This is a genomic window from Dyadobacter endophyticus, from assembly GCF_014641595.1.
Lineage (GTDB): Bacteria > Bacteroidota > Bacteroidia > Cytophagales > Spirosomataceae > Dyadobacter > Dyadobacter endophyticus.
This window is the reverse complement of record NZ_BMIA01000002.1, coordinates 105,541-119,661: the sequence shown is the minus strand read 5'-3', so window position 1 is coordinate 119,661 and position 14,121 is coordinate 105,541. Positions and strand designations below refer to the sequence as shown.

Genomic DNA, 14,121 nt, shown 5'->3' with positions numbered 1-14,121 from the left:
GCCGGATACGTCCGGCCTTTTTATGTACTGACCGCGCCCCAAATACCGTTTCTGACTTGATGTTTGAGGATTTTATCCCTTAATTCGGTCTGTTCATTTTTAACATAGACGCAAATGGAATACAGACAACTGGGAGGATCGGGCTTGAAGGTGCCGGTACTTAGTTTCGGAACTGGTACTTTCGGCGGCACCGGCGATTTCTTCAAGGCATGGGGCAATACACAAGTGGACGAGGCGGCAAGGCTGGTAGGCTTGTGCATGGATGCGGGCCTCAATTTCTTCGATACAGCTAATGTCTATTCGCAGGGCCTGTCCGAAGAAATCCTGGGGAAAGCACTTATCGGACTGCGTGACAAGATCATTCTTTCCACAAAAGCTACGTTCCGAATGGGCGACAAGCCCAACCAATCGGGCTCCGGCCGTTTCCACCTGATCAAGGCCTGCGAGGATAGTTTGCGTAGGCTGCAAACAGATTATATCGACGTTTACCATATGCATGGCTTCGACGGCACTACGCCCGTTGAAGAAACGCTCAGTGCATTGAACGACCTGATCCGCGACGGAAAGGTGCGGTACATTGCCTGTTCCAACTTTTCGGGCTGGCATCTGATGAAGTCTCTTTCAGTTTCGGAACGGTACGGCTGGGCGAAATACATTGCCCACCAGGCGCATTATTCGTTGCTGAGCAGGGAGTTCGAATGGGAACTGATGCCTCTCGGCGTCGACCAGAAGGTGGGTACGATCGTTTGGAGCCCGCTATCGGCTGGCCGCCTGGGAGGTAAATACCGCAGAAACCAGCCGCTTCCGCCCGAGGGGCGTATTGCGCAGGGCGGCGGCGAGGGGCCTGCCATACCCGAGGACTTCTTCTTTAACCTGATCGACGTGCTGGACGAAGTGGCGGCCGAGACTGAAAAAACCGTTGCACAGGTGGCGCTGAACTGGCTTTTGCAACGGCCTACGGTGAGTAACATTGTGATAGGCGCGCGCAATGAGGAGCAATTGAAGCAAAATCTGGGCGCGGTTGGCTGGAACCTGACTTTGGAACAGGTAAAACGTTTGGATGAAGCGAGTGAAAAATCACCTGTGTATCCTTACTGGCACCAACGGAAGAATACCGTTCTGAATCCCCTTCCGGACTTCTATGGACGACTCACGGGCCGGCCATAAATAGCGGCCGTAGGCCGGGTAAGGCCCGGCCTACGGGATATAGAGGCCGTGCTGCATAGCATATACGATGAGGTCGGTGGTGCGCCGGACTTTGAGTTTGTCCATCACGCTGCGGTGGTAATACTGAACGGTATGGGCGCTCAGTTTCAATTCGTAGGCGATTTCCTTGATCGTATGGCCGCCACAAACCTTTTGCAGTACTTCCTTTTCGCGAGGGGAAAGGTGCATTACAACTTCTTCTTCTGTAAATACGCTGTTAATCAAGCTGTCGCGAATGCCTCGGCTAATATACTGCTTGCCCAGCGCAACCTGGAAAATGGATTCCTTGAATTCTTCGAAGGGAGTAGATTTAGAAAGGAAGCCATTGGCGCCCCTCCTGACCGTGTGTTTGATTGTTTGCACGTCGGTCACTGTCGATAGCACGATCACTTTCATTTCCCTGGGTAGCGTCGAACGGCAGACGTCCAGCAGTTCGAGTCCGTTCAGCCCGTTCAGGGCGAGATCCATGACGAGGATATCAGGCGGAGTAGTGCTTCTTTCACTCAGAAAATGCTTGCCGTCAATGTAGGTTTCCACGGCTTGCACTTCAGGCAACATTCTCAGAAGGCTTTGGAGGGCATCGGCTAAAAGAAGTTGTTCGTCGACTAAAACTATGTTCATAGAATTACTTTTACGGTTGTACGGCTAGTTTAAGAGCCCTGTTTTGTACAATTACACCAGCATGCTTTTTTGGGTAATGAACAAAGGAACAGGGGCATATGCGCCGTTGTGTGATAGAGTGGATCGTGCTGCGCTAAATACTCGGAAAGTGCTGAAAATTACCATTAAACGTCAAGCATGGATTATTTTTCGGCGACTACCCTGGGTGAATTTACAACTATTATGTGGATAAAATTAATTTTACTACCCTAATTTTTGGGGGGTATATTCATACTAATAATATGTGGGTTTATTTTGATCCATTTATAAATACATTTGCAAATAAGTACTATCTACTTTGAGTAAAATAGTATAACTAGTTAACCTGCTAAATTTGACGCACTTTCATCATTCATCAACATATTTAAACCAATTTTAATAGTACGGTAACAGAAAAACTTTTACTCATCTCTCTTGACCGGCACCCGGTTATTCGTTAAATGACACCTTCACAGAAGTCCGTCGGGAGTGTTCGCGTATATATGTAAGCGAACGCGCTAATGGGACACCACTCAGGAATTAATCATGCCGGCGGGTTTCCGGAATTTTTGGTTTGATCATAACTAATTGATTGTCAAGTATTCATGTTCCTTTATTCACATAACGATTTGTTACTATTCTAAAATTTCTATCATTATGAAAAGTTCTATCGGCTCTTTAATTAGAAAACTCAGTGCGCTGAAGGTCGCCGCTGTGCTTGCCGCGACAGTGCTATCTTCGCAGCTATCGTTTGCGGCAGAACATGCCACGTCAGCAAGCAGTGCTACCTCCAGTAACCTCGCACCCGCTTCCGTAACAAAAATCGACAGCGTTACCGGTGCCCCAGACGGGAAATACGGAAGGCTCAATGCTTCTGGATTGAAAATTGCAGTTGTAACGTATGCGAGCTGGGCCAGCGTGACGCTAAACTTGCCTGCGAATGTTGCGGCGGGCCAGAAATCGTATGTAAAAATAAAAGCACCAGTTGCCGAAGGGCTTTCTCTGGATCTGGGAAGTCTGGTGAATTTGCTGGGAATTCTTCAAGCTGATGGTATCGTTACGACAACCAACGCGGGTACTGCATCGGCTGAATTAGTGAAAGATAAGGACAACAATCTATACCTGGCCGTTACGTCGACCGCAAGTTATAATGCTGTAACCGTCCGACTGAACTTCTCCGGTTTCACAGGAATCCTTGGGGTAGCGATTGGTACGGTTCACATGGATGTGGATGCTATTTCCACCTATGCGAATCAGGTGTTCACGCCATGCGAGGCGGCAGGATTCGCCTTTGCCGGCGTCGACCCGGATGCAACGGGTATCGATCTTTCGTTGGTCAATCCATTGCAAGACCCTGAAAAGGCGATCGACGGCGTTGTAACGCCAACCAACTATGCCTTTTTGCAAAATGGTACCGTAGGGGTTGCATCGTCAGTTTCGCAAACTGTTTACCTCGGCACACCATCCCCAGGTACGAACCAGGTTCTGGCGACGATTTCCAGACCAGGGGGACTTTTAAACTTGGCATTATTGAATAACATTAATATCCGCGCCTATTTAGGCACAACGCTCGTTAGTACGCAGAACGTAGGTGGAGGTCTGTTGAGTTTGAACTTACTCACGCCCTTTGAGAACAACAATCTGGTGACGTTGTCCTTTGTTCCGGGTGGCAGCTTCGACAGAATTGTAATCACGGCGACTGCGACTGCGGGGGTATTTAACGGTTTGCGCATTCACGAATTAAGCTCACGCCCTCCTGTAACGTTTACAGGCGGAACAGTAAGCGCTGGCCGAGTGTTCGACCCGGTCGCATCCAACCTATTTGAAGCAGAAACCAACGACATACCAAGTTTCAGCATCCAGTGCGGCCTGCCTACGGAGTTTACTTATGCTTTGTTCGAGGTGTCGGCACCTGGCGGACGTACCCTGGCCGGTACGTTGCCAAACACTATTACGCTTAATCCTGACGGTAATTTCGCAGGTACTCCTGCTACCGGACAAGACGGTACTTATACGTTCGACGTACAGGCCACCAACCAGTTCGGCCAAACCGCGGTTGCATCTTTCACAATGTTGATCGAAAAAGCGTTGCCAGTAACCCTGATTAGCTTCAAGGCCCTGGCGGAAGGCCAAACAGCCTCTTTGTCGTGGTCTACTTCGGAAGAAACCAACAGCGACCGTTTTGATATCGAACGCAGCCAGAACGGTAAAAACTGGGCGAAGATCGGTTCATTAGCTTCTCACAAAGAGAGCACCGTGAATCAATACTATTCATTCGTGGACGCAACTCCACTGAGAGGCCAGAACCTCTACCGTCTGAAAATGGTGGATCTCGACGAAACGTACTCTTACAGCAGCATCGAAAACCTGAACTTCAAAGCGCTCGCATTGGCTTACCCTAACCCTGTAAGCGCTTCGCAAAGCCTGACACTCAATGTGGGTGATTGGAGCAAAGTGAGTCTGGTGAAGGTGGTAAATGCCTCTGGTAAAGTCGTTTTCGAAGCTTCCAACGCATTGCTCTCGGGTATCAGCACACGTAATCTTGTAGCTGGTGCATATGTGGTCCAGGTGACACATACCGACGGTACTATAAGCTCTCAGAGATTTGTAAGACAGTAGTCCTGTCCACACGATACACGGACAAACCGCTGGCCAAAAGCCAGCGGTTTGTTTTTTATATGTTGTGCTTCAAAAAGGAGCGGCAAGTACTTTTTTTAAAACGGTAGAGCGGTATATTTGAGCTTTTAAAGTATCCCGACTACCAACGTTAGTTTTATTATGCCCAGCAAAAGAGGTAAAAAGAGCAAGTTCAGAAAGGTCCTTATTCCGGTATTAAAATGGGCCAGTGCGATCATTCCGGTTTGTGCCTTCATTTACATTCTTTACTACTATAAACAGTTCGACTTCCTGAAAAAGCAGGAGGTGGTGAAAACGGAAACAAAGGTGCTGAGTTCCGGAGACTCTTTGCAAGCAGGAGTGGGGAGATCGGGTGAGGAGCTTGCAGCCAAAATAAATATCACGACCAACGAATGGCATCCGGTGGGTGGTCTCGCCATCCATACGATGGAGCTCGAAAACACCTCGGCCACGCCCGTGAAAAGTGTGGAAGTGGAGTTTAAATACCTCAATGACGTACAGGCTGTCTTAACCTCGAAGATTGTCACCATCAAAACGCCGCTCCCGGCAGGGAAAACCACGAAAGTCTCAGGTCTAAGCGTCGGCTATGTCAACAATGCGGTGGTGGGCTGTGACGCGAAAGTGCTCAGCGCTAGGAAGTAGCGGTTGGGGAATGTACTGTGCTGGTACGATTATTTATGTATATCCGCCAAACCTGACTAACAGCGGATACTATGGCACAGTTACTTCAAAATATCTACAACATTGCACCGATGCTGGTTATCATAGCCCTTTTCGGCGCGGCGGCAGGCGGGTTCTGGCTGGTTCTGGATCTGAACAGGAAGAGCGCGCATACCCACTATTCAATCAGCGAACGTTTGTTTCTCAAACGCAACGCTAACAGGCTTAGAAAAATACATCTGCATTAAGGTAGGGGCATAAAAAAACATCCCAATTACAAGGTAACCGGGATGTCTGATTTTACTCAACGTTATTGAAAACCTTTTCACGGGTTTTCGATACAAACTTAATGATTTCTTTATTCAAAACATTGTTTTTTGTTTAGGAAATAATATTTTTTGTAGCCGTTAGATAGCATGTACTTACTAATCGGTAAGCGATCGCGTATTACTGTTGAGTATCAAGCACTATCGTCCTTACCTGGTCGATAAATTTTTGCAAATCAAGCGCCGAATATTGCTGCTTTTGGGCATTTTCATAGTCAAAATATACCGAAAGCATCCGGTTATATTTAATCAGTGAATCACTTTTGTGTGACTTCAATTCACGCCCTTTGTAGTCACCGTGCTCGTCCATTCGGTCGACCAGGTACGACATCATATAATAATGCATACCGCTATCCTGATCGAATCCTTCGAATTCCAGTGAAGCCAGATCAAGTAACTCTTTGTCCGATTCCGGGAGCAGCCGAATGGAATCGTTGATACGGCTGTACATCTTCATGATATCGGAAATCTCGTTGTAGACGCTCATCGGTACTTCCTCGTACAAGTTGTTAAATACTTTGGGATAGAGTCCTGTATAGCCTTTTTCCAGTATTTCAATCCGTTTTTCGCAGAGATCGCGTTCTTTTTCGTCACCAATGATGGAGAGTATCCTGCACTGGTTTATCAGCAGTTGTCTGTCAATCAGAGGAATGCTTTCAGGAATCATAGTAGGTTGGTTCGACATTTTTGGCAATTTAGTGGTATTAGGTACATTTTATGTTGACTTTCCTTGCAATGTTCCGGAAAGTTTGCTCTTTTACAATCGCATAACTTACGCGGCTTGTCAACGACCGCCGGCGAATATGCTTTCACGACTCAACCTATGGAACAGTTACACGCTGACTCAACCGTCCCGGATAACGATCACAAGAGCCAGGAGCCGCTGTCTGATTATGTGGACCGGATGGAAACGACCGAAAATTTGAAAAAGCTCGCAAAAAAGCTGGAAGGCGACCTGAAAGGCATAGCCCGAACCGAGGAACAGGCTACGCCGGACGTTTCCACGCCGGACGTTCCCACGCCGGACCTTTCTTTCGAGAAGTTTAAGGAAAAACTTAAACAGCGTGACGATCAGTAACCGTACCAGTCACCCCACCAAAATTGCATCTTTTTTCGAATCTCTTCTTCACGCGCATTTCTTCCCGGCTCGAAGAACCTGGTACCCTTCAACTCGTCGGGCAGAAAATCCTGTTTTGCGAAATTGCCTTCAAAATCGTGTGAATACTTGTAGTCTTTTCCATAACCGATCTGCTTCATCAACTTCGTAGGCGCATTACGCAGATGCAACGGCACGGGCAGGTGCGCGGTGCGTGTGGCGGCCTCGATGGCATCGCCGATCGCCATGTAGCTCGCATTGCTTTTGGGCGAAGTGGCGAGGTACACGGCCGTTTGCGAAAGAATAATGCGGCATTCGGGGTAGCCAATTACGTTCACCGCCTGCATGCAGGCATTCGCCATGATCATCGCCGTCGGATTGGCATTCCCAATGTCTTCAGAAGCCATGATCAGCATCCTGCGGGCAATGAACGAGGGATCTTCCCCCGCTACGATCATCCGCGCCATCCAGTAAACCGCCCCGTTGGGGTCGCTGCCACGAAGTGATTTGATGAATGCCGAAATAATATCATAATGCTGCTCACCCGATTTGTCGTACCGCGCAATGTTCTGCTGTGCCACCTCGGTGACCCATTCGTCGGTGATTTCAATTTTTTTAGCGTCGCCTTTGCCCAGTACCACCAGTTCCAGCAGGTTAAGCAACTTGCGCCCATCGCCACCGGAAAGGCGCATTAATGCATCATAGGATTTGAATTTGATATTCTTTTCTTTCAGCCACGGATCTTTTTCTAATGCGCGGGCAATGAGGTCTTTCAGCTCTTTTTCACCAAATGCTTCCAGAATATACACCTGGCAGCGCGAAAGCAATGCGGAGTTTATTTCAAACGAAGGGTTTTCGGTCGTAGCACCAATCAGTGTTACTTGTCCTTTTTCCACCGCGCCTAGCAATGCGTCCTGCTGGCTTTTGTTGTAGCGGTGTATTTCGTCTATGAAAAGGATTGCCGGAAACAGGCCCGAAGGCCGCGCAAGCACTTCACGCAAATCTTTCACGCCGGAGCTGATGGCGCTGAGGTTGTAGAACTGCCGTTTTGTGGTTTCCGCTATGAGTAATGCGAGGGTGGTTTTGCCCACGCCGGGCGGCCCCCAGAAGATCATCGAAGGAATAGCATTCTGCAATATGGCCCGTCGCAGCGGCCCTTTCGGGCCGAGTAGTTTTTCCTGCCCCACAAAATCGTCGAGTGTCCGCGGGCGGAGACGTTCGGCGAGGGGCGTGGTATTCATGTTCATGGGTGAAGTGTCGGAATTTAGCTTGTCAATGTAAGATTAATTTAACACAAAAAAAGCGTGGCAGAGTTCGCCACGCTTTCAAAGGTATTATTTAAACGTTTAAACAGATTGCTATCAAAAGGTCAGCCTGTCGAGCGTCATTTGCTTTTTGAGGTTGCCCAATGCGCCAAAAACCAGGTTATAGACTGATTGTATATTTATTTTCATCAAATCTGCGATCTCGTGATTGTTGAGGTTCATGTAAAATTTGAGGAAGATAGCCTCGCGCTGGCGGCGTGGCAGGCCGTTGATGGCCACATTCAGGTGCTGGTTGGTGGATTCGAACTCTTCTTCAGAAATAAGATGGTTCTCGTGGGAAGGGGTATTGATATGCCAGTATTCAACCGGGATATCCTCGTTGCTGGTATGCTTTTGCTGTGCATTCAAATGGCGGACCAATTTGCGTTTGATGGAAGCCATCAGGTAAAAGCGAACCGAAGTGGTGTCACCGAGCGTCATGCGGTTTCTCCATAATTCTACAAACAAATCGTGGATACAATCCTTGATAAGAGGCTTGTCGATCGTGAATTGCGAACAGTACTGGTAAAGAATGTGAACGTAAGAGCGGTAGAGGCATGCGTAGGCATTTTCATCGCCTTTTCTGAACTGATCCCAAAAGCATAGTTCTTCTTCTTGCTTGTAGCGTAGGTGAGCCATTGTTTGGAAAGGATTTGGAATTGGGGTTAGGAATGATTGTGAATAATGTCATTATTACACTTGTAAATATATTTATAAAAAAACATATTTTAAAAATATTTTCGTCATAAAATTATATTTCAAAGGTTAATGATGCTATTTCCTGAAAACACCCGGGTTTTATAAACTTGGCATGGTAAACTTGAAATTTTCCCCGTCAAAAAGCCCCTTATCGCTCAGTTTCAGCGAGGGTATCACCAGTAATGCCATGAACGACAGCGACATAAATGGTGATTTTAAGGTCGATCCGAGCACTTCTTTTACAAAATGATCGACTTTTATGTAACTTTCAGCCACTTGGTAACCGTCCTGATCGGTCATTAATCCGGCGATGGGCAGTTCCAGCAAGTGCTCCTCTCCGCCACCTACGGCCGACACGCCGCCCTTCGCCCCGATGATCAGGTTCACAGCCCGGGCAATACTCTCGTCGTCGCATCCGATAGCAATTATATTATGCGAATCGTGCGCGACCGACGAGGCCAGCGCGCCCTGCTTCAATCCGAAATTGCGGATGAATGCAACTGCCGGGCGGCCGGCCACCGGAGCCGCCGAATAGCGATTTACCACCACTATTTTTAATACGTCCTTATCGAGGTCAGGTACTATTGCGCCGTGAATAATTTTTGCGTCCGTTATCCATTCATTTGTAACCAATTGACCATCCAAAGTCTCGATCACCCTGATCTGCGTTTCGGACTTTTTTACAGGATATTTAAAATCCGCCGCGGTTTTCAGTCCGCATGCAAAATGGTTGGGATGTTCACTGCGCAAATCAGTTATGAATGACGCGCCCCGTTTCGCGACCAGCCCGCCGTCAATCCAGGTTTCGAGAATGTTGAATGAGCTTGTATTATCGACGACGATAAAATCGGCAGCATCGCCTTCGCGCAGCAACCCTACATTCAGACTGTAATGGATCACAGGGTTAATGCAGGCAGCTTGGAGCACATTCCAAAGGTCGTAACCAAGCGCCAGCGCACGTTTCACGAGTACATTAATATGCCCTTCGACGAGGTTGTCCGGATGTTTGTCGTCGGAACAGAACATAACGCGGTCGGGAAACTCGTCTACGAGCGGGATCAGCGCATCGAAATTCCGGGCTGCGCTACCCTCGCGGATCAGAATTTTGACACCGTAATCAATTTTTTCGCGCGCTTCCGCGTAGGTAAAGCATTCATGGTCGGTACTAATTCCGTAACCGGCATATTGCTTTGCCGCCGCGCCGCGCAGGCCTGGGGCATGGCCGTCTATTACCTTATTAAAATGTTTCGCCCAGTTGAGCTTTGCTGTCATGTCGGGGTCTTCGTTCAAAACCCCTGGAAAATTCATTACCTCCGCCAGATAACCTATATCATCACTGGCAAGCAACTGGCCCACTTGCTCCGCGTCCACGGTGGCACCTGCGGTTTCAAAAACCGTCGCGGGTACGCACGAGGGAGCGCCGAAGCAGAACTTGAAAGGAACGCGCTTACCGTCTTCGATCATGAAATGCACGCCTTCGACGCCCAGCACATTTGCAATTTCGTGCGGGTCGGACACCGTCGCGATCGTCCCATGTACCACCGCCAGTCTGGCAAACTGCGCGGGCGTGAGCATCGAGCTTTCCACATGCACGTGTGCATCCGTGAACCCCGGTAATATATAAGGTAATGCAGGGTTCTCCGGACCGGTAACCTCGATTTTTGAAATATGCTTTCCGGTGATATGGATTTCAGCTTCGTGGATGATCTTTTCGAAGATATTGACGAGGTTGGCTTTCATAATGCTGTGTTAAAAGTGGGCAGATGGCCTGAAATAGGAATTTTCCGGAATTCCTTTTGGTATTGCATCGGACTCTTGCCGGTGTGGAGTTTGAAATATTTGTTGAAGTTGGCAAAGTTGTTGAAGCCGCTTTCGAAACAAACCTGCGCAACGGAAATGCGGTTTTCGGAAAGCAGTTTACAAGCATGCCCGATCCTGAGTTCCAGCAGAAACTGCGAGTAGGTTTTGCGGCTACGGCTTTTGAAATACCTGCAAAATGAATGCGGGCTGATGTTGGCGACTTCGGCGATTTCTTCAATCGAGATCTTCTTCTGGAAATTGGAGATCGAGTATTGGTAGATATGGTTGATGCGGTCGGTGTCGTACTGGTCGTACTCGTTCTGGTACTGCGTGTTGGAAAGCAGGTTGATCTCCTCACAATGCGCCAGTGTTTCGAGTATTTGCATTAACGAGATGATCGGGTTGCCGTTGGTCTGGTTGAGGAGCTCGCGGAGCAGCGTTTTTACTTTGTCGGTCCCTTCGCCGAGTATCTTCATGCCAAGCCGGGCTTTGACGAGCAAATCGTGAATGGCCTTGTTTTCGGGCAGTGCGAGGAAGGTTTTTCCAAAAATATCTTCCGAAAAATGGACGACAGTAGCCTGTGCATAAAGCTGGCTGCCCCGATGGAAGTACTTTTCATCACAGCGCCAGTAATGCGGGAGGTTGGGGCCGATCAGCAGGAGGTCCCCGCTTTGGAAATTTCGGATGTTGTCGCCAACGAACTGCGTCCCCGAGCCCTGTTCGATGTGAATAAGCTCTAATTCAGGATGGTAATGCCAGCGGTTGTAGAAGTACAATACAACGTCACGGCGGATGCTGAAAGACTTTTGTAGCCCTTTCGGTACTTTAAGTAGCTGCGGTTTCACAAATAATTACATGATTAAAACCGTAAAAGAGAAATATATGCCAATATAGTTGAAAAATTTGCTAATGTCTGAGTTCATAGTATTCAAATAATTCTGTTGTTTTGCTGATATATTCTATTTGGCTTTACCGAAAACCACTGGAATATACCAGATTACCATTCACCTGAACATTAATATGGCGTCCCAATTCCTGAAAGTTCACCCTTCCGACAATGTCATCGTGGCCTTGCGCGATCAGCCCGCAGGCGCGGACGTGACGTATGAGGGGAATCTCTACAATCTTCAATACGGCGTTTCGGCCAAGCACAAATTCGTTACGGAGGATATTGACACCGGTGGCGCCATCATTATGTATGGCGTGCTCGTGGGACGAGCCACGCAGCCGATCAAAAAAGGCGAGCCGATCACGACATTCAACCTGAAACACGACGCGCACGATTACAGTACCGCGAACCGTAAACCATATTCTTACACCCAGCCGGACGTAAGTCATTGGCAAAACCGTACTTTCAAAGGATACCACCGCGAAGACGGCCGTGTAGGAACCTACAACTACTGGCTCGTGGTGCCGCTTGTGTTTTGCGAGAACCGCAACGTGCTCATCATGAAGGACGCATTCGAGCGCGAGCTCGGCTATGCGCAAACCGATATGTACCGCGACCAGGTGCGCGAATTCCTACATTTGTACCAGCAGGGCGATATGCGGACCATTAAAAACCTCGAAACTTTTGTAGACGCTCCCGCAGCTGCGAAAAAGAAACCAGAACGTCCGTTCAAGAATGTGGATGGAGTCAAATTCCTTACACATGAAGGTGGTTGCGGCGGTACACGGCTGGATGCCAATACATTATGCTCGTTGTTCGCGGCTTATGCAGTGCATCCCAATGTGGCCGGCATTACAGTGCTGAGCCTCGGCTGCCAGAACTCGGAGCTGAAAACACTAGAAGACGAAATCCGTAAGCGTGACCCACATTTCAATAAGCCATTCTTTGCATTCGAGCATCAGAAGGGAACAGAATATTCATTGATGTCGGGCGCGATCAAGGAAACTTTCGTGGGTTTGACTAAAATCAACGAGTTTGAACGCTCCGACGCACCGCTATCTAAACTTTCAGTAGGTCTGAAATGCGGTGGCTCTGATGGTTTCTCAGGTATTTCAGCGAACCCGGTACTTGGTCACCTTTCAGATCTGGTCGTTGGTCTGGGCGGGCAAACACTTCTGGCGGAATTCCCGGAATTGAATGGAGTAGAGCAGGAGCTCCTTAACCGCTGTGTAACCGAAGAAAAAGCGGCAAAATTTGAAAAATTGATGCGCGACTACGCAGGCAAAGCCGAGGCAGTAGGTTCCGCATTTGCCTTCAACCCTTCGCCGGGTAATATCAAGGACGGCCTGATCACCGACGCGATCAAATCTGCCGGAGCAGCCAAGAAAGGCGGTAATGCATACGTTTCCGACGTTTTGAACTACACCGAACGCGCGACGGAATCCGGTTTGCACCTCGTGTGCACACCCGGGAACGACGTGGAAGCAACTACCGGCCAGACGGCAGCAGGTGCCAACATTATCCTTTTCACCACCGGCCTCGGTACCCCGACAGGTAACCCGATTTGCCCGGTTGCCAAAGTTGCCACCAACTCGGCGCTCGCGCAACGCATGCCCGACGTGATCGATTTCGACTGCGGAGCGGTGGTAGACGGCACGCAAACTATCGAGCAAAATGCCGAAGCATTGCTTGAATACGTGATCAAGGTGGCAAGTGGTGAACTTACCAAAGCACAGCAACTGGGGCAGGATGATTTTATCCCCTGGAAAAGGGGCGTGTCACTATAATAGCGCTATTCCGGGCTCTGCGGCTAGTTCTTTTCCGTCGGTTAAAACCGACGGTATTGGAATAAAACCTATTGCTGGGGGCTTTATCCCCGGACCCAAAGCAAAAGTAAGATTGCTGGCAATTTGCGAAGCAAATCAAAAGCGGTCCAACGTTGCATCAGGTAAGATGTCAAATCCATTGCCGGGGGCTTTATCCCCCGGACCCAGAGCAAAGGAAGAGCAATAGCAAAATCTTTTGTCCAAGAGCAACAAGCACAACTATCATTAACCCAAGGCTTCGGCCTTGGGGCTAGACCAACCAACTATGTTCAATCTAACAGGAAAAACAGCACTGGTAACCGGTGGCGCGAGCGGGATCGGATTGGCGATCTCTAAAACTTTCGCGAAGCAGGGTGCTTACGTGCACATTCTCGAACTCAACATTGATCTGGCCAACCAGGTGGTGAATGAAATCACTGCGGATGGCGGACAAGCTGAGGCACACGCACTGGACATCTCCAAGCAAGCGGATGTCATCAACATTATCAATGCCATCGCGGAGCAACATCCAATCAATATCCTGGTCAACAATGCGGGGATCGCGCACATCGGCAAGGCGGATACGACTGCCGAAATAGATTTTGACAGGGTCATCAATATCAATGTAAAAGGTGTTTACAACTGCCTGGCAGCCACCATTCCCCACTTGAAATCCAATGGAGGAGGGGTGATTTTGAACATGGCCTCTATTGCAGCAACAGTAGGAATACCCGACCGCTTTGCTTATTCTACTGCAAAAGGGGCGGTTTATTCCATGACATTGTCTGTCGCCCGCGATTATCTGGCCGACAATATCCGTTGCAACAGCATTTCGCCTGCCCGCGTGCATACGCCTTTTGTGGATGGTTTCATATCCAAAAACTATCCGGGCAAAGAGCAGGAAATGTTTGAGAAACTGTCTAAAACACAGCCCATTGGCCGTATGGCGAAGCCCGAGGAGATTGGTGCACTGGCATTATACCTCTGCTCGGACGAAGCAGGTTTTATCACCGGCTGCGATTATCTGATCGATGGCGGTTTTGAAAAATTGAATAATTAA

Annotated in this window: 13 protein-coding genes; 7 read left to right on the top strand and 6 right to left on the bottom strand. The window is 48.7% G+C overall.

The window, feature by feature from the left end; genetic code table 11:
- The first annotated feature begins 114 nt into the window (after positions 1 to 114).
- Positions 115 to 1,167, top strand: coding sequence for an aldo/keto reductase (locus IEY24_RS12625; protein WP_188932566.1), 1,053 nt, complete (start codon positions 115 to 117; stop codon positions 1,165 to 1,167).
- 30 nt (positions 1,168 to 1,197) lie between these two features.
- Here IEY24_RS12625 and IEY24_RS12620 read toward each other — a convergent pair whose 3' ends face one another.
- Entirely contained in the window at positions 1,198 to 1,827 is a 630-nt protein-coding gene (locus IEY24_RS12620) for a LuxR C-terminal-related transcriptional regulator (protein WP_188932564.1), read from the bottom strand.
- Positions 1,828 to 2,502: 675 nt separating this feature from the next.
- Between IEY24_RS12620 and IEY24_RS12615 the strand changes: the two genes are divergently transcribed.
- The 3 genes from IEY24_RS12615 to IEY24_RS12605 all read left to right on the top strand — a co-directional run bounded on the left by IEY24_RS12615 (position 2,503) and on the right by IEY24_RS12605 (position 5,390).
- Complete coding sequence (locus tag IEY24_RS12615) at positions 2,503 to 4,464, top strand: T9SS type A sorting domain-containing protein (RefSeq protein ID WP_188932562.1); 1,962 nt, start codon at positions 2,503 to 2,505, stop codon at positions 4,462 to 4,464.
- A 159-nt stretch (positions 4,465 to 4,623) separates the two neighbouring features.
- A complete protein-coding gene (locus tag IEY24_RS12610) occupies positions 4,624 to 5,124 on the top strand; it encodes a hypothetical protein (RefSeq protein ID WP_188932560.1) in 501 nt (166 codons plus the stop codon).
- 71 nt (positions 5,125 to 5,195) lie between these two features.
- Complete coding sequence (locus tag IEY24_RS12605; protein WP_188932557.1) at positions 5,196 to 5,390, top strand: hypothetical protein; 195 nt, start codon at positions 5,196 to 5,198, stop codon at positions 5,388 to 5,390.
- A 199-nt stretch (positions 5,391 to 5,589) separates the two neighbouring features.
- Here the strand turns inward: IEY24_RS12605 and IEY24_RS12600 are convergent, their stop codons facing one another.
- Positions 5,590 to 6,153, bottom strand: a complete 564-nt coding sequence (locus IEY24_RS12600; RefSeq protein ID WP_188932554.1) for a YfbU family protein — start codon at positions 6,151 to 6,153, stop codon at positions 5,590 to 5,592.
- A 138-nt stretch (positions 6,154 to 6,291) separates the two neighbouring features.
- Between IEY24_RS12600 and IEY24_RS12595 the strand changes: the two genes are divergently transcribed.
- Positions 6,292 to 6,546 carry a hypothetical protein gene (locus tag IEY24_RS12595; RefSeq protein WP_188932552.1) on the top strand — a complete coding sequence of 85 codons (255 nt, stop codon included), beginning with the start codon at positions 6,292 to 6,294 and terminating at the stop codon, positions 6,544 to 6,546.
- On the opposite strand, the gene IEY24_RS12590 is transcribed toward IEY24_RS12595, so the two are convergent.
- From IEY24_RS12590 to IEY24_RS12575, 4 genes are all read right to left on the bottom strand, one after another.
- A complete protein-coding gene (locus IEY24_RS12590) occupies positions 6,540 to 7,811 on the bottom strand; it encodes a replication-associated recombination protein A (protein WP_188932550.1) in 1,272 nt (423 codons plus the stop codon). The genes IEY24_RS12595 and IEY24_RS12590 overlap by 7 nt on opposite strands.
- 114 nt (positions 7,812 to 7,925) lie before the next feature.
- Entirely contained in the window at positions 7,926 to 8,507 is a 582-nt protein-coding gene (locus IEY24_RS12585; RefSeq protein WP_015815162.1) for an RNA polymerase sigma factor, read from the bottom strand.
- A gap of 159 nt (positions 8,508 to 8,666) precedes the next feature.
- A complete protein-coding gene (gene ade / locus IEY24_RS12580; protein ID WP_188932548.1) occupies positions 8,667 to 10,307 on the bottom strand; it encodes an adenine deaminase in 1,641 nt (546 codons plus the stop codon).
- Complete coding sequence (locus tag IEY24_RS12575) at positions 10,304 to 11,212, bottom strand: AraC family transcriptional regulator (RefSeq protein WP_188932546.1); 909 nt, start codon at positions 11,210 to 11,212, stop codon at positions 10,304 to 10,306. Before IEY24_RS12575 ends, ade begins: the two co-directional genes overlap by 4 nt.
- A 175-nt stretch (positions 11,213 to 11,387) precedes the next feature.
- Between IEY24_RS12575 and IEY24_RS12570 the strand changes: the two genes are divergently transcribed.
- A complete protein-coding gene (locus IEY24_RS12570) occupies positions 11,388 to 13,043 on the top strand; it encodes a UxaA family hydrolase (RefSeq protein ID WP_188932544.1) in 1,656 nt (551 codons plus the stop codon).
- Positions 13,044 to 13,347: 304 nt separating this feature from the next.
- Positions 13,348 to 14,121, top strand: a complete 774-nt coding sequence (locus IEY24_RS12565; protein WP_188932542.1) for an SDR family NAD(P)-dependent oxidoreductase — start codon at positions 13,348 to 13,350, stop codon at positions 14,119 to 14,121.

Bases quoted from the DNA above. Each gene is read 5' to 3' on its own strand.
- IEY24_RS12585 (WP_015815162.1), bottom strand. From the start codon at position 8,507: ATGGCTCACCTACGCTACAAGCAAGAAGAAGAACTATGCTTTTGGGAT.
- IEY24_RS12595 (WP_188932552.1), top strand. From the start codon at position 6,292: ATGGAACAGTTACACGCTGACTCAACCGTCCCGGATAACGATCACAAG.
- IEY24_RS12600 (WP_188932554.1), bottom strand. From the start codon at position 6,153: ATGTCGAACCAACCTACTATGATTCCTGAAAGCATTCCTCTGATTGAC.
- IEY24_RS12610 (WP_188932560.1), top strand. From the start codon at position 4,624: ATGCCCAGCAAAAGAGGTAAAAAGAGCAAGTTCAGAAAGGTCCTTATT.
- IEY24_RS12615 (WP_188932562.1), top strand. From the start codon at position 2,503: ATGAAAAGTTCTATCGGCTCTTTAATTAGAAAACTCAGTGCGCTGAAG.
- ade (WP_188932548.1), bottom strand. From the start codon at position 10,307: ATGAAAGCCAACCTCGTCAATATCTTCGAAAAGATCATCCACGAAGCT.
- IEY24_RS12620 (WP_188932564.1), bottom strand. From the start codon at position 1,827: ATGAACATAGTTTTAGTCGACGAACAACTTCTTTTAGCCGATGCCCTC.
- IEY24_RS12605 (WP_188932557.1), top strand. From the start codon at position 5,196: ATGGCACAGTTACTTCAAAATATCTACAACATTGCACCGATGCTGGTT.
- IEY24_RS12565 (WP_188932542.1), top strand. From the start codon at position 13,348: ATGTTCAATCTAACAGGAAAAACAGCACTGGTAACCGGTGGCGCGAGC.
- IEY24_RS12625 (WP_188932566.1), top strand. From the start codon at position 115: ATGGAATACAGACAACTGGGAGGATCGGGCTTGAAGGTGCCGGTACTT.
- IEY24_RS12570 (WP_188932544.1), top strand. From the start codon at position 11,388: ATGGCGTCCCAATTCCTGAAAGTTCACCCTTCCGACAATGTCATCGTG.
- IEY24_RS12590 (WP_188932550.1), bottom strand. From the start codon at position 7,811: ATGAACATGAATACCACGCCCCTCGCCGAACGTCTCCGCCCGCGGACA.